Source organism: Methylobacterium sp. GXF4 (assembly GCF_000272495.1).
Taxonomy (GTDB): domain Bacteria; phylum Pseudomonadota; class Alphaproteobacteria; order Rhizobiales; family Beijerinckiaceae; genus Methylobacterium; species Methylobacterium brachiatum.
Genome location: NZ_AKFK01000057.1, coordinates 35541 through 58680 on the forward strand (window position 1 = coordinate 35541; position 23140 = coordinate 58680).

The following is a 23140-nucleotide window of genomic DNA, read 5'->3' on the forward strand; positions in this document are numbered from 1 at the left end:
TCCGGTTCGGCGCCGGGGGCGCCTCGGAGGGGGCGGTTCAGGTGCGATCGGGGGCGAAATACGGGTTGATCGGAACCGGGGTCCTCGCGGTGCTGGCCGGTGGCGGCTGGCTGGCGGCCGGGCGGCCCGCGCCGTCCGCGATCATGGCCTCGCTGACGGGGGCGCAGGCGCCCAAGAAAGCCGAAGAGCCGCCCATGACCGTTACGGTGGCAACGGCGCGCAGGGAAGCGGTGCCGATCACCTTCACCTACACCGGCACGATCATCGCCCCGCAGGATGCGGCCCTCCAGGCGCGGGTGACGGGCAACATCATCGAGCGCCCTTTCGAGCCGGGGGGGCACGTGAAGAAGGGGCAGGTGCTGTTCCGCATCGATCCGCGCCCCTTCGAGGTTTCGCTGGCCCAGGCCAAGGCTCAGGAGGCGCAGGCGAAGTCGCAGCTTCAGTTCGCTCAAGCCGAGGTCAGCCGCACGGATACGCTGGCGGACAAGGGATACGCCACGGAGCAGCGGCTCCAGCAGTTGCAGGCCAACGCGGCCGGAGCCAGCGCCCAGGTGCAGCAGGCGGAGGCCGCCATCGCCCGGCAGAACCTCAATCTCGACTACGCGACGGTTAACGCCCCCTTCGACGGCCGGGCGAGCCTGTCGATCATCAATCCTGGCGACCTCGTGATCGAGAACCAAACGCAGCTCGTCTCGGTGGTGCAACTCGATCCGATCGACGTGCAGATGGCCCTCTCCTCGGAGGATTCAGAGACCGTGCGGGAAGCGATGCAGGGAGGCTCCGTGACGGTGGAGGTGCTGGACGAGGCCGGCAAGCCCGTGCGCGAGGCGCGGATCTACCAGCTCGACAACCGCTTCGATCCCCGCACCGCCCGCCGCCTTGTCCGTGCCCTCCTGCCGAATCCCGACGAGCGCTTCCTCCCCGGTCAGTTCGTGCGGGCCCGTGTGAAGACCGGGACGGAGGACAAGCTCCTCATCCCGACCATCGCCCTTTCCGCCCAACTCGCCCAGCAGATCGTCTACGTCGTCGACGAACAGGGCGTGGTGCGCCAGAAGCCGGTGACGACCGGCGACAGTTTCGGAGAGGACACGGCCATCGTCGCGGGCCTCAAGCCCGGCGAGAAGGTGGTGACGGACCACATCCAGGACATGCGCCAGGACCTCAAGGTCGAGACCAAGACCATGAAAGCCAATTCGACGGGCGCCCAGCCGGTGAACGGCGCCGCCTCCAACCAGCCCGGGTGAGGCAGCGATGATGCGGCTCCTCTTCCCCCTCTCGCTCGCCCTGCTGCTCGCCGCCTCGGCCGCCAGTGCAGCTCAACCCAACGGCGCGAGCCGGTGCCGCGTGGATCGCAGCCAGTACGCTGCCCTGAAGCATGGAATGAGCTACGGCCATGTCCGCCACCTTCTCGGTTGCAGCGGCCGGCGCATCTCACACCTCAGCATCGGCCGTGCCGAGCGCACGACCTATTCCTGGCGCGGGCGCGGCACCTACGGCGCCAATCTCACGCTGACGTTCCGCGATGACCGGCTGACCGACAAGTCGCAACTTGGGCTGAGCGAAACTGAGTAATCTGTCGTTTCCGGGGATGAACGTCGGCTAAGCGGGCGTCCGCTTTTCCGGCTTCGCGCCCGAAAGCAGATCGACGGAATACCACCCAAAGCAGCCCTTCAAACGGCCAAGTGGGCTGAGTCCCGACCAGGGACGATGCCCGGTCCTCAGCGCTTGGGGGCGGCCGCCGGGGCGGGCCGCGCGGCCGCTCCGGCCTCCATCCAGTGGCAGGCCGTGGTGGTCGGCAGGCCGGCGCATTCGTAGCTCCGGTCGCCCAGGGTCACCCGGTCGACCAGGCCGGTGATCTCGCTGCGGGTCACCAGGGTGCAGCCGAGATGGTCCGCCTTGGGATCGGCCAGCAGGGCGGCCGCCGCGGCGGCGCCGTCGTGCATCAGCATCCGGTAATTGGCCAGGGACGGGCAGCCGATCACCTGTCCGGTCCCCGGCCCGGCGCCCTTCCGGTCCGGGCCGGGGCGGGCGGGCGCCTTGGCCGGCTGGCCCAGCGCCGGCAGGGCGCAGAGGCCGAGGGCGAGAACGGCGACGCGAAGTGGCATGCGTGTCATCGGCCGCCCCTAACGCATGACGCGGCACAGGGGAATCCGGCTGTTCGGACGCACCGTGCGGGACCGGGGCGCCGGACCGGCGGATCGGCCGGCGAATCTAGCATGGAGACCGGGCGGTGTCGTACCCGCGCCGACGCCGCGGCGGTGCTGCGCGCACGCGGTTGCGGCCGGCCGCGAAACCGTCGATGAAGCCCGCGATGGAATCGCCGGCGCCGGACATCCGGGGCGCCGCGGGCGGGACGGACAAGGAGAGGTCATGGCGACGACGATCGATAGCGACCAGAAGCTCCATCTGGTCTTCGGTGGTGAGTTGCAGGACCTCGACGGCGTCCGGTTCCGGGACATCAAGGGCCTCGACATCGTCGGCATCTTCCCGGACTACGCCTCCGCGCAGGCCGCCTGGCGGGCCAAGGCGCAGGCCACCGTCGACAGCGCGCAGACCCGGTATTTCGTGGTCCACCTGCACCGGCTGCTGGAGCCGCCGGTCGCCTGAGGCCGGGGCGGGCCGGGCGCGCGCCTGTGCGGTGCGCCCGTGAAGGCATTGTGACACTTCCGGCCCGCTGCTAAGAGCCTCGCCCGTCATCAGATCCATCCGGCCCGCGGGGGACCGGTATTCGGAGCGCGGCGCGAAGCTCGGCCGCGAGTGGGCGGACGTCATGAAATCCTCGATCAAGATCATCGCCGGCAACGCGAGCCGGCCCTTGGCCGAGGCGATCGCCGCCTATCTCGAATTGCCGCTGGCCAAGTGCATGGTCCGGCGGTTTGCCGACATGGAGATCTTCGTCGAGCTCCAGGAGAACGTGCGCGGCGAGGACGTATTCATCGTCCAGTCGACCTCGTTCCCGGCCAATGACCACCTGATGGAGCTGCTGATCATGATCGACGCGGCGCGTCGGTCCTCGGCCCGGCGCATCACCGCGGTGATCCCGTATTTCGGCTACGCACGGCAGGACCGGCGCACCTCGGGCCGGACCCCGATCTCGGCCAAGCTGGTGGCGAACCTGATCACCGAGGCCGGGGCCGACCGCGTCCTGACCCTCGACCTCCATGCCGGCCAGATCCAGGGCTTCTTCGACATCCCCACCGACAACCTGTTCGCCGCCCCCGTGATGGTGCGCGACATCAAGGAGCGGCTGCCGAGCGCCGACCGCATGGTGGTCTCCCCCGATGTCGGCGGCGTCGTGCGCGCCCGCGCCATCGCCAAGCGGATCGATTGCCCGCTCGCCATCGTCGACAAGCGCCGCGAGCGCCCCGGCGAATCCGAGGTGATGAACATCATCGGCGAGGTCGAGGGCCGCTCCTGCATCCTGGTCGACGACATCGTCGATTCGGGCGGCACCCTGGTCAACGCCGCCGAGGCCCTGCTCAATGCCGGCGCCCGGGACGTCTCGGCCTACATCACCCACGGCGTGCTGTCCGGCGGCGCGGTCTCGCGCATCGCCGCCTCGCGGATGAAGGAGCTGGTGATCACCGATTCGATCCAGCCGACCCAGGCCGTCAAGCTCGCCCGCAACATCCGGGTGGCGACGATCGCGCCGCTGCTCGGCGAGGCGATCGGCCGGACCGCCACCGAGGCCAGCGTCTCGAGCCTGTTCGACTGACCGCGCCGTCTCTGCGCAGGGACGCGCGGCACCCCGTCGGCGCGATGGGCAACCGGCGCAGCATTCGTCGCAGTGCCGGCGACGGATTTCGGCGCTACCTCCCGGTGCGGACGCATCGCCGATCCGGGAGGGCGGGCACTGGGTCGGACGACACTCATCGGCATCCACGGGCTCGCCAACAAGCCACCCCGGGATGAGAAGGCCGCCTGGTGGCGCGCGGCGATCCTGGAAGGCCTCGCCCGCAACCGCGGCGCCGCGCCGCCCGAGGTGCCGTTCACCTTCGTGTACTGGGCGGATCTGCGCTACCCTGAGCCCCTGGCCGGCGGGCGCAACCGCGAGCCCTACAGCCCCGATCCCGGCACCGGCCCGTTCCCCTCCCCGGCCGACGATCCCGACCAGGCGGCGCCGACGCTCACCGACCGGATCTATCGCGGCCTCTCGCACCTGCAGGAAGCCACCGGGCTCACCCCGGTCGACGACCTGATCCTGGAGCACCGCCTCGACGACCTCTGGGGCTATCACGCGGACGCCGCGTTCCGCGCCGCCGCCCGCGCGCGCCTGCTGGAGGCCCTGACGGAGGCGGCCGATCGCGACGTGCTGATCGCCGCGCATTCGATGGGCGGGCTGATCGCCTACGACGTGCTCCGGGCCGCCGAGCGGGATGGAACCGCCCTGCCCCGCTGCACCCTGGTCACCCTCGGCTCGCCGCTGGCGCTCGCCGAGCTGAAGCTGACGCTCGCCGCCGAGCACGGCGACCTGCGCGTGCCCGAAGCGGTCACGGCCTGGACCAACCTGATGGACCGGCAGGACATCGCCACGGTGGGCGACGACCTCGCCGCGATCTACCCGCCCAACGCCGCCGGGGTGCGGGTCCGGGACGTGCCGGTGATCAACGCCTACCGGCGGCCGGACGGCACCGAGAACCGGCACAAATCCTACGGCTACCTGCGCACCCCGGAATTCTCGGAGGCCGTGGCGGCGTTCCTGGCAGCCTTCCTGGCGGCCGAGGCCTGAGACGGCCCCGGCCCCCGACAGGCCGCCGTCAGAGCCGGCCCGGCACGGCCTCGCGCAGGACCCGCTCCGCGGCGGCATCCTCGATCTTGTTGATCAGCCGGCTCGCCTCGTGCTCGTCGCGCAGGGTCTTGGCGAGGGTGAAGGTCGTGCCGGTGAGGAAGAGCGCCGCCATGGCGAGGTAGCCCTTGATCCAGATATCGGCGGGCAGGAAGAAGATCCCGATCGCCAGCATCGCGGCGGCGGCGGTGAAGCTCACCAGCGTGAAGGTCTTCCAGGCGGCGGTGTGGGGCATCTGCGGCATCATCGGTCGTGCTCCTGTGGCTGGGGTGGCGAACGGGGTGGGTCAGGCCTGGGCCCGGAGGCGGTCGAGCACCGCCCGCGGATCGGTGCGGGGACGGCCGTAGCCGGCGGCGTCGAGGTCGGCCTCGATCCCGGACGCCGCCTCGGCCTCCAGGGCCGCCAGGGCCTCGGCGGCATCCGCCTCGGCGGCCTGGGCCTCGCGCAGGCGCGCCAGCGTCCGCTCGGCCTCGCCGAGGGCGCCCGCCGACAGGGCCGTGACCCGGCGCCCCTCGAGCCCCGCCCGCCGCAGCGCCTCGGTGGTCCGGGCGGTCTGGAGCCCGCGGTCGAGGTCCCGCAGCCGCTCGCCGCCCTGCCCGACCAGGCGCTTGAGCCGCTCGATCTCGGCGGCGAAGCGGGCGGCGGCGGCCCGCCGGTCGGAGCGCTCGTCCTCCAGGGCGGCGATGTGGACCGCCGCCTCGCTGCCGAGGTCCTCGCGCCCGTCGGCCAGCGCCCGGCGGGCCCCGTCCGACAGGGTGTCGATCCGGGCGCCGATCGCGTCCAGCGCGCGCGCCTCGGCGGCGTGGTAGGCCATGGCGACGGCGAGTTCGCGCCGGGCCGTCGCCAGGGCGCCGGCCGCGTCCCGGATCTGCTGGCGCAGGATCGTCACCGCGTTGGCATCGTGGAGCGCCTGGGCGTTGTCGGCGATCGCGCCGCGCATCAGGAGGGAGAGGGTCCTCATCACGGTTCACCTCGGGGAGCGGCGCACCGGACCCGGTCCGGAATTGATTGAACGCCGTTCATGAAAGACATAAGCACGGCCCGACCGGCTCGGCAAGGCATTTAATGAACGACGTTCAGAAAAAAGTGCGGGGCCGTCCCCGCAAGGGTCAGACCGACCGTCAGGCGGACCGCGAGGCGCTGATCGCGGCCGCGGTGGCGATCCTGGATGCGGGCGGGCCCGGGGCGCTGACCGCGCGGGCGGTCGCCGAGCGGGCCGGCACCGCGGTCGGCTCGGTCTACACCCAGTTCGACAGCCTGGAGCTGCTGCGGCTGGAGGCGAACGCCATCACGATGCGCCGCCTGCGGGACGCCCTGGCGGCGGCGCTGTCCGCCTGCCCGTCCCGGGAGACCGACGCCCGGCTGCTGTGCCTGGCCGACGCCTATCTGCGCTTCGCGGCGCAGAACCATCCCGCCTGGGTGGCGATCTTCGAGCGCCGCACGGTGGAGGCGCCCGCCTCGGTCCAGGCCGATATCGCGGCCCTGTTCGGGATCCTGGAGGGCGTGCTGCGCGACGGCGGCCAGCTCGCCGAGGACGCGATCCCGGTGATGGCCCGGGCGCTCTGGTCGAGCGTCCACGGCATGACCTACCTGGCCGATCTCGGCGGACTCGGGCCCCTCGGGGCGGCGGATGTCCGGCCGATGATCGACGCCCTGGTGCGGGCGGCGGTGCGGGGCTTTCCGGGGACCTGAAATCTTCCCCGCGCCGGGTCTGGTCGAACGATCGGGGCTCCGCCAAAGGGCTGAGCCCTTTGGGAACCCGGTTTCGTCGCCTACGCGGCTTTCACCTCGGCCAGGAACGCCTTGACGGTCTGGTCGAGGTCGTCGGAGCCGCGGGTGAGGTCGCGGGCGGCGGCCAGCACCTGCTCGGAGGCGATCCCGGTCTCGTCGGCGCCCTGGCGCAGGTCGGCGATGCTGCCGGACACCGCCTGGGCCCCGGAGGCGGCGCTCACCACCCCGCGCACGATCTCCTGGATCGCGGCGTTCTGCTCCTCCATGGCGGCCGCGACCCCGACCGCGATGCTGCGCATCTCCTCGATGGTCTGGCCGACCTCGCCGATCGCCGCCACGGCCTGCCGGGTCTCGCCCTGGATCCGGCCGATCTGGGTGGCGATGTCGTCGGTGGCCTTGGCGGTCTGGCTGGCCAGCTCCTTCACCTCCGTGGCGACCACCGCGAAGCCGCGGCCGGCCTCGCCGGCGCGGGCGGCTTCGATGGTGGCGTTCAAGGCCAGCAGGTTGGTCTGCGCCGCGATGCCGGAGATGAGGGCGACCACGTCGCCGATCCGCTCGGTGCCGTCGGCGAGCGCCCGCACGGTCGCCTCGCCCTGGCGGGCGGTCTCGGCCGCCCGGCCGGCGATCTCCGAGGTGCGGTGCACCTGCCCGGCGATCTCCTGGACCGAGGCCGACATCTCCTCGGTGGCCGCCGCCGCGGTCTGGACGTCGGCCGAGGTCCCGGCCGCCTGGGCGGTCACCGCGCCCGAACGCTCGGTGCCGCGCGCGGCCGTGGCGGTCATCGCCTGGGCGGTGACTTCGAGCTCGGACGCCGCCGCGGCGAGGCCCCGGCTCAGCGCGCCCGCCCGGGTCTCGAACGCCCGGGTCAGGCGGTCGAGGGAAGCGGCGCGGCGGGCGGCGCCCTCGGCATCGCCGGCGGCGCGGGTATCCGCCTCGGCCTTGGCGATCAGCACGTCCTTGAACACCTGCACGGCGCCCGCCATCGTGCCGATCTCGTCGCTGCGCCCGCGCTCGGGCACCGCGGCGGCGGTGTCGCCCGCCGCGAGGCGGTGCATGGCCTGGTTCAGGGCCAGGAGCGGCCGCGTCACCCGGCGGCCGATCAGCGCCGCCAGCAGGGCGATCAGGGCGATCACCACCAGCATCCCGGCCGCCGCCCGCCAGGCCGCGTTCCACAGGATCGCGGCGGTGTCGTCGGCATAGATGCCGGTGCCGATCACCCAGCCCCAGGGGGCGAAGCCGCGGACGTAGGACAGCTTCGGGACCGGTGCGTCGGACCCGGCCTTGGGCCAGTAATAATCGACGAAGCCCTGGCCCTTCTGCTTGGCGAGGTCGACGAAGTCCCGGAACAGGTACTTGCCCGTCGGATCCTGCACCCCGGCGAGGTCCTTGCCCTCGAGCTCGGGCTTCATCGGATGCGCCACCATGCGGGGCTGCATGTCGTTGATCCAGAAGTATTCCTGGTCGTCGTAGCGCAGGGTCTTCACGGCCCGGATCGCGGCCCCCTGGGCGTCGGCCCGCGACAGCCGCCCGGCCCGCTCCTCGCCCTCGAAATAGGCCGCCACGCCGTAGGCCACGTCCGTCAGGTTGCGGGTCTTGGCCATGCGGTCCTGCTCGACCTGCGATTTCAGGTTGAGCAGGCCGATGCCCGAGACCACGGCGACGCCGACCAGTGCGGTAGCCGTAATCGTGTGGAGCTTCGCTCCGATGCCGATTTTCATGAGCCCGCCCCCGGACGATAAGAATAGGAGCGGCAAGTTTACAGCTTCCGCGTTAGCGCGCCGTGAAGACTGGTCGAGGCCTTGCGCGGATCGAGATGACGCTGTCCACTCGCGGCCGACGAAAGCCAGGACCGGACGAGATGCCGGCGGGCCAAGGGAGGAACGACATGATGTGCACGCCGCGGGCAGACGCGATTCTGAAGGTTTGTCGCCACCTCGTCCGGGCGGGACCGGCCGCCCTCCTGCTGGCGGGGCTGGCGATGGCCGCCCCGGCCCGGGCCGACGACGCGAAGGTCCGGATCAGCCGGCAGCCCGGCTTCGTCTACCTGCCGGCGGTGCTCGCCGAGCAGCACAAGCTCATCGAGAAGCAGGCCAAGGCGGCCGGCCTCGGGGATGTGACGGTCGAGTGGGTGAACCTGACCAGCGGGGCGGCCGGCAACGACGCGCTCCTGTCGGGCAATATCGACATCGTGGACAGCGGCTCCACCAACATGCTGCTGCTCAACGACCGGACCCGCGGCGACGTGAAGGGCCTGTGCGGCGTCGGCAGCACGCCGATGCTGCTGCTCACCCGCAACCCGGCCGTGAAGACGCTCGGCGACTTCTCCGGCAAGGACAAGATCGCCCTGCCCTCCGTGAAGGTCTCGACCCAGGCGGTGCTGCTCCAGATCGCCGCCAGGAAGGCGTTCGGGCCCGAGAACGCCACCAAGCTCGACCCGCTCACCGTCCAGCTCGGCCATCCCGACGCGGTGGCGGCGCTCGCCAGCCCGCAGAACGAGGTCAACAGCCACTTCTCGCTGCCGCCGTTCCAGCAGCGCGAGCTGCAGGACCCGGCGATCCACGCGGTGCTCAATTCCTACGAGCTGGTCGGCGAGCCGGTGAGCAACGCGATCTTCTACGCCCGCACCGGCTGGTTCAACCGCAACCCCAAACTCGCCGCCGCCATCGTGGCCGCCATCGACGAGGCGAATGCCGAGATCGCCAAGGACCCGCTCCAGGCCGCCAAGGACTACGTCACCGCCACCAACGACAAGACGCCCCCCGAGACGCTGGTGGCGATCATGAAGGAGCCGGGCACGACCTTCTCCACCACCCCGTACGGGATCATGCTCCAGGCCCGGCACTTCTACGCGATGAAGACCATCAAGGCCGAGCCGAAGGACTGGAAGGACACGTTCTTCCCGATCGTGCACGGGCTGCCGGGGAAGTAGGACCGCCCCGGAGCTCTGTGCGAACGTTGTTGCCTGTTCCGGGCCGCGCTGTATCGGGGAGTGGGATCGGCGGCGGCTACCGCCGATCCCTGGCCATGACCCGTTAGGGTTTAGCCAACTCCAGAACAGCGGGTGGACGGCGAGTCGGAGGCTGAAGCTCCACGCGCCGTCTGCTTTTCTGGAGACTGCTAGAGAGAAGGCCGTCCTCTGCACGCCCGGCCGCAACCGGCCGCGTGCGGCCTTCGCGGGTGAGTCGGTCGGGCTCACAGCCGGTTTGTCGCTTGGCCGATGGTGCCGGTTAATCGGTGCCTGGAACTCCCGAACCGCCGAACCCGCGATTGCGCCCCACCCCGGGCGGCCCTATAGTGAGCCATCCCCATTCGACAGCGTGAGACGGGACTTCCGGATCTGCATCCGGAGCCCGCGGCCCGGTGCCCGGCCCCCGTCCCGCCAGGCCGGAGCACGAGAGCACATGTCCCAGGGTCCGCTGATGCCGAAGGCGACCGCCGTCTGGCTGGTCGAGAACACCTCCCTGGCCTTCGAGCAGATCGCCGACTTCTGCAAGCTGCACCCGCTCGAGGTGAAGGGCATCGCCGACGGCGAGGTCGCGGCCGGCATCAAGGGGCTCGATCCGGTCTCCACCGGCCAGCTCACCCGCGACGAGATCGAGAAGGCCCAGAAGGCGCCGCACTACAAGCTCAAGCCGGCCGTCTCGAAGGTGAAGCTGCCGGAGGTGAAGCGCACCACCAAGGGCCCGCGCTACACGCCGCTGTCCCGTCGCCAGGACCGGCCCAACGCCATCCTGTGGCTGCTGCGCAACCACCCCGAGCTGAAGGATTCGCAGATCATCCGCCTGGTGGGGACCACCAAGTCGACGATCCAGCAGATCCGCGAGCGCACCCACTGGAATTCCGGCTCGCTCCAGCCGATGGATCCGGTGACCCTGGGCCTGACCACCCAGATCAACCTCGACTTCGAGGTCCAGCGCGCGGCGGCCGACCGCCCGGCCGCCCTGGCCGCCGAATCCGGCGCCTCGCTCCTGCCCACCGAGGTCTCGACGGCGCCCGAGCCCGAGGAGACGGCCGAGCATGGCGGCCGCGAGGAGCGGATCGACGCCGATTCGGTCTTCGCCAAGCTCAAGGGCCGGCACCAGGACGAGGACGACGAGGACTAGGATCGTCGACACCGTCGCGGCGCATCGAGCCCGGCTCAGCGTGCCGCGTCGAACGCTGCCAGGAAGGCCGTCAGGTTCTCCGGCAGGGCGGGGCAGAGGTACCCGCCCTCCTGGACGAGCGCGGTGGGCAGCCCGGCCCGCGCGATCCGCTGGGCCGCGGCGGCGAAGCCCGCTTGGGTCACCGTGAGCACGCCGATCGGGTCGTCCGCGGCGGCGTCGAGGCCCAGAGCCACCACCAGCCCCCGGGGCTTGAGCGCCGCGATCGCGGCGAGCCCGGCCTCCACGGCCGCGAGCCACGGGCCGTCGCCGGAGCCCGGCGGCAGCGGCAGGTTGCGGTTGAGGCCGGCGCCGGCCCCCGCCCCGGTCTCGTCGGCATAGCCGGCATAGAACGGGAAGTAGTCCGACGGGTCGGCGTGGACCGAGACCGTGAGCACGTCCCCGCTGGCGTAGAAGATGCCCTGCGTGCCGTTGCCGTGATGCACGTCGATGTCGAGGATCGCCACGGGGCCGCCGGCAGAGGCCAGCATCCGCCGCGCCGCGATCCCGCTGTTGTTGAGGAAGCAGAAGCCGCCCGCCGAATCCGCGTAGGCGTGATGGCCCGGCGGCCGGCACAGGGCATAAGCGTGGCCGGCCTCCAGCGCGGCGTCGGCGGCCGCGACGGCGCATTGCGCCGCGCCGTAGACCGCCGCCCAGGTGCCGGCCCGGATCGGGGTCGAGGTGTCGGCGGTGTAGAGGCCGACGCGCCCGAGCAGGCTGGCGGGCGTCCGGTGCATCTGCGGCCGGGCGAAGCTGCCGGTGAGGATCTCGTCGGCGAGGCCCCGGATCTCCGCCCGGCGGGTCCAGGCCTCGGCCAGGAACGCGACGTAGCCGGCATCGTGCACCGCCCGGATCGGGTCGAGGCCGCGATCGGCGGGCTCCGCGAGGGCGTGGCCGCCGTCCCGGGCCGCCGCGTGCAGGATGGCGTAGCGGGAGGCCTGCTCGGGATGCGGGATCGGCGTACCCCGCCGCAGGTACAGTTCGGGATCGTGCCGGGCCGAGGCGGCGGTGTGGAAGACGCGCATGGGCGCAGGTTAGGCGCCCCGGCGCCGCGCGTCACCCGCCTTCGGATCGCGGCTTGAAGTCCGGGTTCCCAAAGGGCTGGGCCCGCAAAATCTCTCGGACCTTTCGAATCCGAGATTTTCACGGATGAGCCCTGCGCAGCAACCGCGCCCGCGCTCTCACCCGTGGCGCCGGAGGGCGGGGGCTTCCTCCCGGGCGGGGCGGGGGTTGGGGCCGTCGGCGAACCGGCCCGCGAGGACGGGCGTCTCGGAGGCGATCTCGCGCAGCAGGGTCGGCACCCGAGCCCAGGGCTCGGTGACGGCGTGGGCGCCCCGGCGGCCGGCAGCCCGCTCCTGGCCGCCGGCCACGCGGATGTCCGGCCAGCGCGCGCAGAAGGCCTCGACGCAGGCCGGATCGAAATGGCGTCCGCTATCGGCCCGGATGCAGTCCAGGGCCGCCTCGAACGGCATCGCCTCCTTGTAGGGCCGCTGCGTGGTCAGGGCGTCGAACACGTCCGCCACCGCGACGATCCGGGCGGAGAGCGGGATCTGGGGGCCGGCGAGGCCCTTCGGATAGCCGCTCCCGTCCCATTTCTCGTGATGCGCCTCGGCGATCTCGGCGGCCAGCCGGATCAGCTCGGAGGTGCTGCCGCCCAGGATGCGCTGGCCGATGGTCGCGTGCGTCTTGATCAGGGCGAACTCGTCCGGGTCGAGCCGGCCGGGCTTCAGCAGGATGCCGTCCGGGATCGCCACCTTGCCGACATCGTGCAGCGGCGCGGCGAGGTACAGGTTGCGGCAGACCTCCGCCGGCAGGCCGAGCGCCTCGGCCACGATCTGGCTGTAGCGGGCCACCCGCCAGGTGTGGTCGCCGGTGTCGTTGTCGCGGTACTCGACCGCCAGCGACAGGCGGAAGATGATCTCCTCCTCCCGCTCGCGCATGTGCCGCAGGGCGGCCTCGACCTCGCCGTCGAGCCAGGCGGCCTGCTCGGCCAGCCGCCGCACCGCCTTGGCGAGGCGGATCAGGTTGCGCAGCCGCACGGTCTGCTCGACGCCCCGCATGGACTTGTCGAGGAAGTCGGTCGCCCCCGCCTCCAGGGCGGCGAGCCGCACCGCGTCGGAGATGTCGCTGGTGACCATCGCGATGGGCACCTGGGCGTAATGCGGGATGGTGCGCATCTGCTGGATGAACGCGATCCCGTCCATCGTCGGCATGTGGTAATCGACCAGCACGAGATCGAAGGCGCGCATCTGTGCCTCGACGAGGGCCGCGGCCGGGTCGGCATAGTCGGTGACGCTGACGTCGGGCTTGGCCTCCAGCATCTGCCGCAGCCGCAGGCGCATGGTCGCGCTGTCGTCAACCAGGAGCGCGTCCATCATGGCGTGTCGTCTCGCTCCGCGGGCCCGTGCCCGGCGCGGGAAGGGCAGAGGGTCGAGGCTGCGCCGGCCGCCGGGGCCGCGATCACGCGAGCCTGCGGGCGCCGGCAGCGGCGGGGGTCCGAAGACGGATCCAGAGGGCTGAGAGCGGTCATGGTCCGATCCGGTGACGATCGCGGGTGAAGTTGCCGTCCTCGATGTGGAAGGTCTCGCCGGCTATGCGATACATTTGGAATATTGCACGTTAAAGGGGAGTAAATGATCTCCGGCTCGCCTGTGGGGATGTTTTTCACTATACGCTAGACATAGAGATCGAGTTGTTCGGCATAAATGTCATGCATTCCCGGTAAAGCTTGTATGTCCGGATCATGGTTGTGCGATTACGGATGATATCGATCGGCTATTAAGGTGTTTGAGCTTCGATATTGACGTTGCCGGTTCGGCGCCGGCGCCGTCGCCTGCCGTGCTGCGGGTCCGCTCCGGACGCCGCGCCTGCCGCGGGGCGCTGACAGGCCGGCCGGGCGGCGATACCGTCCCGCACTGTCGCCGCGGGATGGATGGTCCGGGCGATGCGATGCCCGGGAGAGGCCTCCGGCGATGATGCGGTTCGATCTCGTCGATCTCGGCCTGTTCCGGCACGTGGTCGAGGCTGGCTCGATCACCCACGGGGCCGCGCGGGCGAACCTCGCCCTGGCGGCGGCCTCGACGCGGATCCGGCTGATGGAGGACTCCCTCGGCGCCGCCCTCCTGACCCGGGGGCGGCAGGGCGTCAGCCCGACCCCGGCCGGGCGCACGCTCCTGGCCCATGCCCGGGAGGTGCTGGCGTGCGTCGAGCGCCTGCGCGAGGAGATGGCGGTGTTCTCGGGCGGCGCGGTCGGGCAGATCCGGGTCCTGGCGAACACCAACGCGCTGACCGAGTTCCTGCCCGACGCGCTCTCCGCCTTCCTGGCCACCCATCCCGGGATCGGGGTCGAGATCGAGGAGCGCACCTCCGAGGAGATCGTCGGGCTGGTGGCCGAGGGCGCGGCCGATCTCGGCATCCTGTCGGGCACGGTCGATACCGGCTCGCTCCAGACCTTCCCGTTCCGGGAGGACCGGTTCGTGCTGGTGGCGGCCCGGGACCATCCCCTGGCGGCGCGCGCCGACATCGCCTTCGCCGAGGTGCTCGGCCACGACCTCGTCGGCCTCGACCGGCGCAGCGCGATCAGCCGGTTCCTGGTCGCCCAGGCGGTGCGGGAGGGGCGGCCGATGCGCCTGCGGGTGCAGTTGCGCGGCTTCGACGCCGTCTGCCGCCTGGTCGAGGCCCGGGTCGGGCTCGCGGTGCTCCCCGAGAGCGCGGCCGCACGCGCAGCGCAGGGCCTCGCCATCGCGGTGGTGCCCCTCTCCGATGCCTGGGCGCGGCGCGACCTGACCCTGTGCCTGCGCGACCTCGACGGCCTGCCGCCGTTCATGCGCGCCTTCGTGGCGCAGCTGCGCGCGTAAGCGCAGGGCAGATCGGAGGCGGCCGAGAGATTGGTATAAGGTGCGGGACTACAATCAGAAGATGAGGTCGCCCGCGGTTGCCGACGCGGTCATGTAGATCTCCGTCTCCGGGCGCTGGAAAATTACGTACGTGCTTTACGGAAACCATGATCGCTGGCATGTCTGCGTTTTCGCGCGTTGAGATCCTGACGTCGCGGACGGGACAACTTCACAGATGATAGCGATGGGCAGCGGGGCGGACAGCTACGACGTGGCCGTGATCGGGGCCGGGCTGGCCGGGAGCTGCCTGGCCGGGGCGCTCGCCCGCGCCGGGACCCGGGTCGCGCTGATCGACGCCCAGGCCGAACGCGGCGCGGCGCGCCGGGATTTCCGGGCGGAGAAATTCGGGGCCGACCAGATGGCCCTGTTCGAGGGCCTCGGGTTCGGCCGGGCGCTCGCCGCCTGCACGACGGCGACCGAGGAGGTCGCCGTGGTCCGCTACGGACGCCTCGCCTACCGGGAGGCCGCCCGCGAATGGGGCGCGCATTACCCCGTGCTGGTCGGGGCCGCCCGGGAAGCCCTGCCGGAGGGATTGCTGATCCCCGGCCGGGTCGCCGACCTGGAGCTCGGACCCGAGCGCCAGGCGCTCACCTTGAGCGACGGGCGCCGGATCGAGGCACGCCTCGTCGTGCTCGCCACCGGGTTGGGCCACGCGCTGCTGGCCAAGGCCGGCATCACCAAGCGGGCGCTGAGCCCGCGCCATTCCCTGGCGGTCGGCTTCGACATGGCGGCGCCCCGGGGCGACTTCCCGTTCCCGGCCATGACCTACTTCGCCGAAGGGTTCGGCGCGCGCGACGCCTACCTGACCCTGTTCCCGATCGGGGACGTGATGCGGGCGAACCTGTTCTGCTACCGCGACCCCGGCGAGCCCTGGGTCGCGTCCCTGCGCCGGGACCCGGAGGCGACCCTGCGGGCGATGATGCCCCGTCTGGCGCAGCATTGCCCGGACCTGTCCGTGGCCGGGCCCCTCGAGATCCGGCCGATCGACCTCGCCCGGGCCGAGGGGGTGGAGCGGGACGGGCTGGTGCTGATCGGCGACGCCTTCCAGACCGCCTGCCCGATCCCCGGCACCGGGATCGGCAAGCTGCTGACCGATGCCGACCGGCTCGCCCGGGTCCATGTGCCGGCCTGGCTCGCCAGCCCCGGCATGGGCCGCGAGAAGATCGCGGCCTTCTATGCCGACCCGATCAAGCAGGCCTGCGACGCGCGCAGCCTGCGCGCCAGCGTCTACGCCCGCGGCCTCGCCGTGGAGACGGGCGCGCTCTGGCGGGCCCGGCGCCTGCGCAACCGGCTCGCCCGCACGGCGATCCGCATGGCGAAGGACGGACCCAGGGCCGCCGCGGCTCTGGCGCCCGGCCTCCTGCCGATCGGACTGTAACCGGCTTCGTCGGGGCTCCGCCCTGACAACCCGCCGAAGGGCTCGTCCTTCGGAAACCCGATCCCGCGCCCCGGCTCTTCGTCGCGGCGCGGCCATGGGGTAGCGTCGCGCTGATTCCGCCGGGGGGCGGAGGAGGGTTGCGCATGCCGATCGAGACCGTGGACGCCGCCGGGAGCCGCAGGGGCGCCGAACTGCTGCTGGATGTGCTGCGCTCGGAGGGCGTGCGCTACATCTTCGGCAATCCCGGCACCACCGAATTACCGCTGATCGACGCGCTCACCGAGGCGCAGGACATCGGCTACATCCTCGCCCTGCAGGAGGCCACCGTGGTGGCGATGGCCGACGGCTACGCGCAGGGCGCGCGCCGGCCGGCCTTCCTCAACCTGCACACCGCCGGCGGCCTCGGCCACGGGATGGGCGCCCTGTGGAACTCGCAGGTCAGCGGCACGCCGCTGGTGGTCACGGCCGGCCAGCAGGACCTGCGCCACGCCCTCTCCGACCCGCTGCTGATGGGCGACCTCGTCGCCATCGCCGACCCGGTGGTGAAGTGGGCGCGCGAGGTCACCAGCCCGGACCAGATCCCGGTGCTCCTGCGCCGCGCCTTCCACGATTGCGCCGCCGCCCCGTCCGGCCCGGTCTTCCTGTCCCTGCCGATGGACGTCATGGAGGCGAAGACCGCCGTGCCGGCGGGCGAGACCTCGACCATCGACCAGCGGGCGGTGGCGGGCTCCCTCGACAGGCTGGCCGAGAAGCTCGCCGCCATCGCGCCCGGCCGCCTGGCCCTGATCGCCGGCGACGAGATCGACGCCTCGGACGCCTCCGCACAGGCGGTGGCGCTGGCCGACCTGCTGTCGGCGCCGGTCTACGGCTCGTCCTGGCCGGCCCACATCCCCTTCCCCACCGCCCACCCGCTCTGGGCCGGCAACCTGCCGACCCGGGCCGACGCCATCGCCGACATCCTCGGGCGCTACGACGCGGTCTTCGCGCTGGGCGGCAAGTCGCTGATCACCGTGCTCTACTCGGAGGTCTCGGCGGTGCCGCCGGGGACGCAGGTGTTCCAGCTCTCGGCCGACGTCCGCGACCTCGGGCGCACCTACGCCACCAGCCTGTCGACGGTGGGCGACATCCGCGCCTCCCTGGACGCGCTGCTGCCGCTGCTGGCCCCCCGCGTGGCCGATCGCGCCGCCGCCTTCGCGGAGCTGCGCGCGCGGGCGGAGACGGCCCGGACCGAGCGGCGGGCCAAGCTCGCCGCCGCGGCCGACGCCGCCTTCGAGGATCCGGTGATCGCGCCGCTGGTCGCGGCCCGTGAGGTGGCCCGGGCGGTGGGTGCCGAGACGACGATCATCGACGAGGCGCCCGCGACGCTGACCCATCTGCGGACCTTCCTCGACAGCGCCTCCACCCACCAATACGCGGCGATGCGCGGCGGCGTGCTCGGCTGGGGCATGCCGGCGGCGGTCGGCTTCTCCCTCGGCATCGACCGGGCGCCGGTGGTCTGCGTCGTCGGCGACGGGGCCGCGATGTACTCGCCCCAGGCGCTCTGGACCGCCGCGCACGAGAAGCTGCCGGTCACCTTCGTGGTGATCAACAACGCCGAGTACAACATCCTGAAGAACTTCATGAAGGGCCAGGCGCACTACGCCTCGGTGCGGGCCAACCGCTTCATCGCCATGGATCTCACCGACCCGCGGGTCGACTACCTGGCGCTCGCCACCTCCATGGGGGTGCCGTCCCGGCGAGTGACCCGGGCCGCCGACATCGCCCCGGCGATCGAGGCCGGGATCCGGTCCGGCGGTGCCAACCTCGTGGAGGTGGTGGTCCGGGCGAGCTGACCCGGGGCGTCGCCGAAGGGCGCCGCGCTTGTCCGTCCGTCACGCCAGGCGAGGCCCGGCCTGGGCGCGCCGGGCTTCACCGGGCCATGCGTTTCCGCGCGAGCCCGGCCGTGTGCGTCCTCGCGGTGCCCGATGCGTCCACCGCCGGAAAGGGGCGAGACGACGCTTCGACGCGGATGCCGCGTCGCTTGGCGACGAGGCGGACAGGCGATCGCCGCGCCATGTCTCCTGCGGGCGGCCGGCCTCGCTTCAGGCGCGCCGCCACAGGCCGGACAGGCTCCGCCAGGCCGGCGCCAGGACGACGCCCGTCAGCGGGATCAGCAGACCGCCGACCGCCAGCCCGATCAGGCCCGACGCCATCGCGGTGACCAGCCACGCGACCAAGCCCTTGGCAAACGGGACGTAGGAAGCCGCGCTCACGGCGGCTTCGTGCGACACGTGTGCCGGCCCCGACAGGCCGTACGTTTCCAGCCCGTGCATCAGGATCCCGCCGCCGACCCAGATCATCGCGGCCGTTCCGACGATGGCCAGGAGCTTGAGCAGGATCGGCATGCCTTTGACCACGCCGCGCCCGAGACCGCGGATGAGGCTTCCGAGCGGCGGCCCCGCTTGGCTGCGGGCGAGGGCGAGGCCCGCATCGTCGGCCTTCACGATGAGCGCGACCGCGCCGTAGACGCCCGCGGTGATGCCCAGGGCGACGATGGCGAGCACAGCCGCCCGCATCCAGAAGCTGCCCTCCGGCAAGGCGGCCAGGGTGATGGCCATGATCTCGGCCGAGAGGATGAAGTCGGTCTTGATGGCACTCGCGACGCGGCTGTCTTCCCGGGCCTGATCGCTCCCCGTGTCGCCCTGGCCCTCCGCCTCATGCCCGTGCGCGCGATGGGGAAAGAGAGCCTCGTAGACCTTCTCGGCGCCCTCGTAGCAGAGGTAGGCGCCGCCCAGCATCAGGAGCGGGGTGATCGCCCAGGGTGCGAAGGCGCTGAGCGCCAGCGCGCCCGGCAACAGGAACAGGAGCTTGTTCTTCAGCGACCCCAGGGCGATCTTGCCGACGATCGGCAGCTCGCGCGCCGCCGCGAAGCCGACGACGTAGCGCGGCGTGACCGCGGCATCGTCGATGACGACGCCGGCCGCCTTCGTTCCGGCCTTGGCGGCTTGACCCGCGACGTCGTCGAGGGACGCGGCCGCCCCCCTGACCATGAACGCGACATCGTCCAGGAGGGCGATCAATCCAACGCTCACAGGTCGTTCCTCGTCCACGGTAAGTCCGCCAGACAGACGATCCGCGACCGAATTTGATCCCTCGCGGACGATCGCGGCGGCGGTACAGCCGGAATCGTCCGCCCGGATGGGCGCGATGCCCGCGCGGAAAGGCTCACTCCAGCCCCGGGACCGGCAGGCCGAAGGCGGCGGCCAGCAGCACCATGTTGAGGCCGAGCACGACGGCTGCCCCGGCCACGGAGGCGATCTGGGTGAGCGGGCCGTTGGCGAAGGCCCCCATCACGCTGCGGCGGCGGGTGAACACCACCAGCGCGACCATCGGCACCGGCAGGGCGAGCGACAGCACCACCTGGGACAGGACCAGCGCCCGGGTCGGGTCGACGCCGATCGCCACCACCACGAAGGCCGGCAGCATGGTCACCAGCCGGCGGACGATGAGCGGGATGCGCCAGCCGGTGAAGCCCTGCATCACCATCTGCCCGGCGAGCGTCCCCACCACCGAGGAGGAGATCCCCGAGGCGAGCAGCGACACCAGGAAGGCGGCCCCGGCCGCCGGCCCGAGCAGCGGCGTCAGGGTGCGGTAGGCCTGCTCGATCTCGGCGACCTCGCTGTGGCCGGCATGGAAGGCGGCCGCCGCCATGATCACCATCGCCATGTTGACCAGGCCGGCCAGCAGCAGCGCCACCACCACCTCGCGGTTCGAGTAGCGGACCAGCAGGCGCCGGTCGGCGTCGGTCCGGGGGCTGCCCCGCCCCTGGGTCAGCCCCGAATGCAGGAACAGCGCGTGCGGCATCACGGTGGCGCCGATGATCCCGACCGCGATGGTCAGGGCCTGGGCGTCCGGGATCCTCGGGGTGACGAGGCCCTTGGCGGCGTCCGCCCAATCCACCGGGGCGATCACGAGCTCGACCGCGTAGCAGAGGCCGATCGTGCCGACCATGACGCCGATCGCGATCTCCAGCGGCCGGAAGCCCTCGTGCTCCAGGAGCAGGATCGCGTAGGTGACGATGGCGGTGATCGCCATGCCGGCCATCAGCGGCATGCCGGTGAGCAGCGACAGACCGATCGCGCCGCCGAGGAATTCCGCGAGGTCGGTGGCCATGGCGGCGACCTCGCTGATGCTCCACAGGCCGAGCCGCACCGGCAACGGCGTCGCGTCGCGGCAATGCTCGGCGAGGTTCTTGCCCGTGACGATCCCGAGCTTGGCCGAGAGCGCCTGGAACAGCATCGCGGTGAAGTTGGCGAGCAGCACCACCCAGAGCAGGCCGTAGCCGTAGCGCGCGCCGGCCTGGATGTTGGTGGCGAAGTTGCCGGGGTCCATGTAGGCGATCGACGCCGTCACGGCGGGACCCACGAACAGCAGGAACCGGCCGCGTCCGCCCGACCGCCCGTCGAGCGTGTCGCGGATCGCCTGCTCCGTGCGCCGGCTCATCCTGCCGAGCGCGGGGCCATCCGGTGCCGTTCCCTCAGGCACAGGTCCCTGGGGCGCAGATCCCCGGGGCATCTGGCCCCCCGGGACCGTCGCCGCGTCCGGCGTTGCCATGCCTCACCCTTTTCTCAAAGATATAGCTTGGGCTATATTCAGGGGATCGGCCGCGGGTTTCAAGGGGGCATTTATGGGGGGCCGCGATCGCGTCGCGGGACTCCCCTCTCCGGGGCGGACTTTGCTAGACAGGGGTCGGGCGGCGCCGGGGGGCGGCGAGAGGGAGAGCCGATGCAGGAACCGTCCGAGCCGATTGCCCCCGAGACCGTGCTGGTCGATCCCGAGCGGCATGTGGAGAGCTTCCGCCAGGCCCGCGAGGCGCGGCGCTCCGAACTCGTCGAGGATTACGTCGAGCTGATCGACGACCTGATCGGCGACGGCGGCGAGGCGCGCCAGGTCGATATCGCCGCCCGCCTCGGCGTGGCCCAGCCCACGGTCGCCAAGATGCTCAAGCGGCTGTGCGAGGACGGCTTCGTCCAGCAGCGGCCCTATCGCGGCGTGTTCCTGACCGAGGCCGGCCGCCGGCTCGCCAGCCAGGCGCGCGAACGCCACCGCATCGTGGAGCGCTTCCTGTGCACCCTGGGGGTCAGCCCCGAGACCGCCCGGCGCGATGCCGAGGGGATCGAGCACCATGTCAGCGCCGAGACCCTGGCGGCGTTCCGCGCCTTCGTGGAGGGGCGGCAGGAGACCTGATCGGCGTCCGGGCGCATTGCGTCCGATGCGGGACGGCGTATCTTCCGCGTGATGCGTGCGCCTCGTCCGAAGTCGTCCCTGCCGCCTGTCGGCGGACTCGGTTCCGAGCCCGTCCGGGAACTCGACCGTGTCCGGATTCTGCGGGCGGTCTCGGGCGACGACGACGTGACGGTTCCGGCCGGTACGACCGGTACCGTCGTAGCGATCTATGCGGACGGCGAGGCCTTCGAGGTCGAATTCACGGAGCCGGTCGACACGCTGGCGACGGTCGAGGCCGACACCGTGTGCCTCGTCGAGCGAGCGGTCGTGTGACCGACCCGGACGCTTGGCCGTCCCGCTTTCACGTCGCCCCAGCCAAGGTCTCCGCCTATCTGCTCAATCCGAGCCACCGGGACGGCGCCGCGAACTGCCGGTTCCTCGCCGCGTTCGGATTTACGCCGGGTGATCCGGACGCCCTGATCGATGCGTTGCTCGACCCTGCGCGGCAGCCGCATTTCCGCGGGTTCGTGCCCGGATATCGGGCCACCAAGCTTTACTTCGAGGGCCCCCTGGCCGCCCGCGGTGGCTTGGATCCGCAGGTCAGAACCGTCTGGCAGGTCGATGATGCCGATCCGTCCCGGACAGCACGGTTCATAACCCTGAAGCCGCTTCCGCGGCCCCGACCCTGACCGTCCGCCACTCACACCGTCGGCGCCGCCACCTTCTGGCGCAGTCCCAGGATCACCGCGCGGAGCATCTCGGCGCCTGCCTCGCCGGGATCCGGCAGGGTGCCGGAGCGGGAGGCGTAGATCCGCTCGTGCACGAAGGCGAGCTTGGCGATCACCGTGGGGGTCAGCTTGAACGGGTAGAGCGCCGGCTGGCCCATGCTGTGGGACAGGGAGTTGATCGCGTAGGTGAGCGGCAGCCACGCCTCGATCAGCCGGTCGAGGTCCTGGGTGTCGTAGGGATCGAAATCGATCACCGTGGGCGCCGGCCTGGCGTGGCGCAGGCGCGGGCGCACGTGCAGCTCGAAGGTCGAGGCGGTCTCCACCGTGTCGACGATGTGCAGGTAATGCGCGAAGGTCTCGGCGAAGTCCTCCCAGGGATGGGCGGTGGCGTAGGCCGAGACGTAGGAATCCTCCCAGTCGGCCGGGGCGCCGCGGGCGTAATGGTCCTGCAGGGCCTGGACGTAGTTCAGGCTCTCGTCGCCGAACAGCGCCCGGAACGCGCCCATGGTCGGCCCGTTCATCACCAGCAGGTACCAGAAGTAATGCCCGATCTCGTGCCGGAAATGGCCGAGCAGGGTCCGGTAATGCTCGCCGAACAGGATCCGCCGCCGCTCGCGCTCGACGTCGTCGGCCTCGGCGATGTTCATGGTGATCAGGCCGTTGATATGGCCCGTGAGCACCGGCGTCCCGGCCGAGAACGTCTCGGAGGGATCGACCAGGAAGTCGAAGGCCAGGCCGTCCGTGTACTGGGCCCGGGTCGCCAGCGGCAGTTCGAGGCGCAGCAGCGAGTAGAACAGCCGGCGCTTGGCCGCCTCGATCTGGCGCCAGCGGGTGAGGTTCCAGGATTGCGAGAGGTCCGGCACCACCCGGTTGTGCCGGCAGGCGGTGCAGAAGATGTCGGGGCTGTCCTCCGGCACCAGCCAGTTGCAGGCCCCCGACAGGGCGTTGTTGCAGTAGCGGTAGCGCCGGCCGGGATCCGCGTAGGCGTGGAAGGTCTGGGCGCCGCCCATGGCGGGATGGCTTGAGAGCGCCACGGGCTCCAGGGCCGAGACCTCGTGCACCGCGCAGGCATAGCCCAGCTGCCGCGCGCAGCTCTCGCAGGCGGTCGCCTCGAAGGTGACCGGCTGGTCGCAGGCCTGGCACTGGAAGAGCTTCATCGCGCCGTCCCGGGCCGGCAACCGGCCCACCTTCCGGTCAAACGAGGGCGGCCGGCAAAGTTCCGGCCAAGGTCGGCGGCGATCCCCGGAAGCGGGCGCCGCCGCACGAAAATTGCTTGT

General features: G+C 71.6%; 23 protein-coding genes. 14 read left to right on the plus strand and 9 right to left on the minus strand.

Translation table 11 applies throughout. From position 1 onward, the window contains the following. Positions 1 to 41: 41 nt before the first annotated feature. Positions 42 to 1244 carry an efflux RND transporter periplasmic adaptor subunit gene (locus WYO_RS12940; protein WP_039902874.1) on the plus strand — a complete coding sequence of 401 codons (1203 nt, stop codon included), beginning with the start codon at positions 42 to 44 and terminating at the stop codon, positions 1242 to 1244. A gap of 7 nt (positions 1245 to 1251) precedes the next feature. Beyond that, positions 1252 to 1572: a DUF3862 domain-containing protein gene (locus WYO_RS12945; protein WP_007563049.1), complete on the plus strand. Its 321-nt coding sequence runs from the start codon at positions 1252 to 1254 to the stop codon at positions 1570 to 1572. Positions 1573 to 1718: 146 nt separating this feature from the next. Here WYO_RS12945 and WYO_RS12950 read toward each other — a convergent pair whose 3' ends face one another. Next, the gene (locus tag WYO_RS12950; RefSeq protein ID WP_244424165.1) at positions 1719 to 2105 is read right to left on the minus strand and encodes a hypothetical protein; all 387 of its coding nucleotides are present in this window, start codon (positions 2103 to 2105) and stop codon (positions 1719 to 1721) included. Positions 2106 to 2370: 265 nt separating this feature from the next. Here WYO_RS12950 and WYO_RS12955 point away from each other — a divergent pair, with 265 nt between their 5' ends. The 3 genes from WYO_RS12955 to WYO_RS12965 all read left to right on the plus strand — a co-directional run bounded on the left by WYO_RS12955 (position 2371) and on the right by WYO_RS12965 (position 4729). After that, positions 2371 to 2607 (plus strand): DUF4170 domain-containing protein, encoded by a 237-nt coding sequence (locus tag WYO_RS12955; RefSeq protein WP_007563053.1) that lies wholly within the window; start codon positions 2371 to 2373, stop codon positions 2605 to 2607. Positions 2608 to 2770: 163 nt separating this feature from the next. Then, positions 2771 to 3715 (plus strand): ribose-phosphate pyrophosphokinase, encoded by a 945-nt coding sequence (locus tag WYO_RS12960; RefSeq protein ID WP_007563055.1) that lies wholly within the window; start codon positions 2771 to 2773, stop codon positions 3713 to 3715. 114 nt (positions 3716 to 3829) lie between these two features. Then, the gene (locus WYO_RS12965; RefSeq protein WP_047170810.1) at positions 3830 to 4729 is read left to right on the plus strand and encodes a hypothetical protein; all 900 of its coding nucleotides are present in this window, start codon (positions 3830 to 3832) and stop codon (positions 4727 to 4729) included. A gap of 28 nt (positions 4730 to 4757) precedes the next feature. Here WYO_RS12965 and WYO_RS12970 read toward each other — a convergent pair whose 3' ends face one another. Then, a complete protein-coding gene (locus WYO_RS12970; protein ID WP_039902878.1) occupies positions 4758 to 5030 on the minus strand; it encodes a YiaA/YiaB family inner membrane protein in 273 nt (90 codons plus the stop codon). Positions 5031 to 5072: 42 nt separating this feature from the next. Next, positions 5073 to 5747, minus strand: a complete 675-nt coding sequence (locus WYO_RS12975) for a PspA/IM30 family protein (RefSeq protein ID WP_007563061.1) — start codon at positions 5745 to 5747, stop codon at positions 5073 to 5075. A 104-nt stretch (positions 5748 to 5851) separates the two neighbouring features. Between WYO_RS12975 and WYO_RS12980 the strand changes: the two genes are divergently transcribed. Further along, entirely contained in the window at positions 5852 to 6478 is a 627-nt protein-coding gene (locus WYO_RS12980) for a TetR-like C-terminal domain-containing protein (protein ID WP_007563063.1), read from the plus strand. An 80-nt stretch (positions 6479 to 6558) separates the two neighbouring features. Here the strand turns inward: WYO_RS12980 and WYO_RS12985 are convergent, their stop codons facing one another. Further along, the gene (locus tag WYO_RS12985; protein WP_007563065.1) at positions 6559 to 8235 is read right to left on the minus strand and encodes a cache domain-containing protein; all 1677 of its coding nucleotides are present in this window, start codon (positions 8233 to 8235) and stop codon (positions 6559 to 6561) included. A gap of 167 nt (positions 8236 to 8402) precedes the next feature. Here WYO_RS12985 and WYO_RS12990 point away from each other — a divergent pair, with 167 nt between their 5' ends. Both WYO_RS12990 and WYO_RS12995 read left to right on the plus strand, forming a co-directional pair. Beyond that, on the plus strand, positions 8403 to 9446 hold the full coding sequence (locus WYO_RS12990) for an ABC transporter substrate-binding protein (RefSeq protein ID WP_047170806.1): 1044 nt from the start codon (positions 8403 to 8405) through the stop codon (positions 9444 to 9446). 472 nt (positions 9447 to 9918) lie between these two features. Continuing rightward, positions 9919 to 10620, plus strand: coding sequence for a cell cycle transcriptional regulator TrcR (locus WYO_RS12995; protein ID WP_007563070.1), 702 nt, complete (start codon positions 9919 to 9921; stop codon positions 10618 to 10620). A 35-nt stretch (positions 10621 to 10655) separates the two neighbouring features. On the opposite strand, the gene WYO_RS13000 is transcribed toward WYO_RS12995, so the two are convergent. Continuing rightward, entirely contained in the window at positions 10656 to 11681 is a 1026-nt protein-coding gene (locus WYO_RS13000; protein ID WP_007563072.1) for a histone deacetylase family protein, read from the minus strand. Positions 11682 to 11837: 156 nt separating this feature from the next. Beyond that, the gene (locus tag WYO_RS13005; protein WP_081496972.1) at positions 11838 to 13031 is read right to left on the minus strand and encodes an HD domain-containing phosphohydrolase; all 1194 of its coding nucleotides are present in this window, start codon (positions 13029 to 13031) and stop codon (positions 11838 to 11840) included. Positions 13032 to 13628: 597 nt separating this feature from the next. Between WYO_RS13005 and WYO_RS13010 the strand changes: the two genes are divergently transcribed. The 3 genes from WYO_RS13010 (at position 13629) to WYO_RS13020 (ending at position 17762) form a co-directional block, all read left to right on the plus strand. Further along, complete coding sequence (locus tag WYO_RS13010; RefSeq protein ID WP_007563076.1) at positions 13629 to 14513, plus strand: LysR substrate-binding domain-containing protein; 885 nt, start codon at positions 13629 to 13631, stop codon at positions 14511 to 14513. 223 nt (positions 14514 to 14736) lie between these two features. Further along, positions 14737 to 15930 carry an NAD(P)/FAD-dependent oxidoreductase gene (locus tag WYO_RS13015; protein ID WP_165486553.1) on the plus strand — a complete coding sequence of 398 codons (1194 nt, stop codon included), beginning with the start codon at positions 14737 to 14739 and terminating at the stop codon, positions 15928 to 15930. Between the two features lie 143 nt (positions 15931 to 16073). Beyond that, positions 16074 to 17762 (plus strand): thiamine pyrophosphate-binding protein, encoded by a 1689-nt coding sequence (locus tag WYO_RS13020; RefSeq protein ID WP_007563079.1) that lies wholly within the window; start codon positions 16074 to 16076, stop codon positions 17760 to 17762. Between the two features lie 249 nt (positions 17763 to 18011). Here WYO_RS13020 and WYO_RS13025 read toward each other — a convergent pair whose 3' ends face one another. Beyond that, a complete protein-coding gene (locus tag WYO_RS13025) occupies positions 18012 to 19001 on the minus strand; it encodes a DUF808 domain-containing protein (protein WP_007563081.1) in 990 nt (329 codons plus the stop codon). A gap of 133 nt (positions 19002 to 19134) precedes the next feature. After that, positions 19135 to 20523: an Nramp family divalent metal transporter gene (locus tag WYO_RS13030; protein ID WP_007563083.1), complete on the minus strand. Its 1389-nt coding sequence runs from the start codon at positions 20521 to 20523 to the stop codon at positions 19135 to 19137. A gap of 171 nt (positions 20524 to 20694) precedes the next feature. Here WYO_RS13030 and mntR point away from each other — a divergent pair, with 171 nt between their 5' ends. The 3 genes from mntR to WYO_RS29350 are packed head-to-tail and all read left to right on the plus strand — an operon-like array spanning position 20695 to position 21824. Next, on the plus strand, positions 20695 to 21156 hold the full coding sequence (mntR, locus tag WYO_RS13035; protein ID WP_007563085.1) for a manganese-binding transcriptional regulator MntR: 462 nt from the start codon (positions 20695 to 20697) through the stop codon (positions 21154 to 21156). Positions 21157 to 21207: 51 nt separating this feature from the next. Next, entirely contained in the window at positions 21208 to 21468 is a 261-nt protein-coding gene (locus WYO_RS13040; RefSeq protein WP_007563087.1) for a DUF4926 domain-containing protein, read from the plus strand. Continuing rightward, positions 21465 to 21824 (plus strand): DUF6883 domain-containing protein, encoded by a 360-nt coding sequence (locus WYO_RS29350; protein ID WP_007563089.1) that lies wholly within the window; start codon positions 21465 to 21467, stop codon positions 21822 to 21824. The genes WYO_RS13040 and WYO_RS29350 overlap by 4 nt, the downstream gene beginning before the upstream one ends. Before the next feature lie 11 nt (positions 21825 to 21835). On the opposite strand, the gene WYO_RS13050 is transcribed toward WYO_RS29350, so the two are convergent. Then, positions 21836 to 23020: a putative zinc-binding peptidase gene (locus WYO_RS13050; protein WP_039902888.1), complete on the minus strand. Its 1185-nt coding sequence runs from the start codon at positions 23018 to 23020 to the stop codon at positions 21836 to 21838. Between the last annotated feature and the right edge of the window lie 120 nt (positions 23021 to 23140).

Bases quoted from the DNA above. Each gene is read 5' to 3' on its own strand.
- mntR (WP_007563085.1), top strand. From the start codon at position 20,695: ATGCAGGAACCGTCCGAGCCGATTGCCCCCGAGACCGTGCTGGTCGAT.
- WYO_RS13050 (WP_039902888.1), bottom strand. From the start codon at position 23,020: ATGAAGCTCTTCCAGTGCCAGGCCTGCGACCAGCCGGTCACCTTCGAG.
- WYO_RS13030 (WP_007563083.1), bottom strand. From the start codon at position 20,523: ATGGCAACGCCGGACGCGGCGACGGTCCCGGGGGGCCAGATGCCCCGG.
- WYO_RS12990 (WP_047170806.1), top strand. From the start codon at position 8,403: ATGATGTGCACGCCGCGGGCAGACGCGATTCTGAAGGTTTGTCGCCAC.
- WYO_RS12970 (WP_039902878.1), bottom strand. From the start codon at position 5,030: ATGCCGCAGATGCCCCACACCGCCGCCTGGAAGACCTTCACGCTGGTG.
- WYO_RS12945 (WP_007563049.1), top strand. From the start codon at position 1,252: ATGATGCGGCTCCTCTTCCCCCTCTCGCTCGCCCTGCTGCTCGCCGCC.
- WYO_RS12960 (WP_007563055.1), top strand. From the start codon at position 2,771: ATGAAATCCTCGATCAAGATCATCGCCGGCAACGCGAGCCGGCCCTTG.
- WYO_RS12995 (WP_007563070.1), top strand. From the start codon at position 9,919: ATGTCCCAGGGTCCGCTGATGCCGAAGGCGACCGCCGTCTGGCTGGTC.
- WYO_RS12975 (WP_007563061.1), bottom strand. From the start codon at position 5,747: ATGAGGACCCTCTCCCTCCTGATGCGCGGCGCGATCGCCGACAACGCC.
- WYO_RS12980 (WP_007563063.1), top strand. From the start codon at position 5,852: ATGAACGACGTTCAGAAAAAAGTGCGGGGCCGTCCCCGCAAGGGTCAG.
- WYO_RS13015 (WP_165486553.1), top strand. From the start codon at position 14,737: ATGGGCAGCGGGGCGGACAGCTACGACGTGGCCGTGATCGGGGCCGGG.
- WYO_RS13005 (WP_081496972.1), bottom strand. From the start codon at position 13,031: ATGGACGCGCTCCTGGTTGACGACAGCGCGACCATGCGCCTGCGGCTG.
- WYO_RS13020 (WP_007563079.1), top strand. From the start codon at position 16,074: ATGCCGATCGAGACCGTGGACGCCGCCGGGAGCCGCAGGGGCGCCGAA.
- WYO_RS13040 (WP_007563087.1), top strand. From the start codon at position 21,208: ATGCGTGCGCCTCGTCCGAAGTCGTCCCTGCCGCCTGTCGGCGGACTC.
- WYO_RS12985 (WP_007563065.1), bottom strand. From the start codon at position 8,235: ATGAAAATCGGCATCGGAGCGAAGCTCCACACGATTACGGCTACCGCA.
- WYO_RS13000 (WP_007563072.1), bottom strand. From the start codon at position 11,681: ATGCGCGTCTTCCACACCGCCGCCTCGGCCCGGCACGATCCCGAACTG.
- WYO_RS13010 (WP_007563076.1), top strand. From the start codon at position 13,629: ATGATGCGGTTCGATCTCGTCGATCTCGGCCTGTTCCGGCACGTGGTC.
- WYO_RS12950 (WP_244424165.1), bottom strand. From the start codon at position 2,105: ATGCCACTTCGCGTCGCCGTTCTCGCCCTCGGCCTCTGCGCCCTGCCG.
- WYO_RS12955 (WP_007563053.1), top strand. From the start codon at position 2,371: ATGGCGACGACGATCGATAGCGACCAGAAGCTCCATCTGGTCTTCGGT.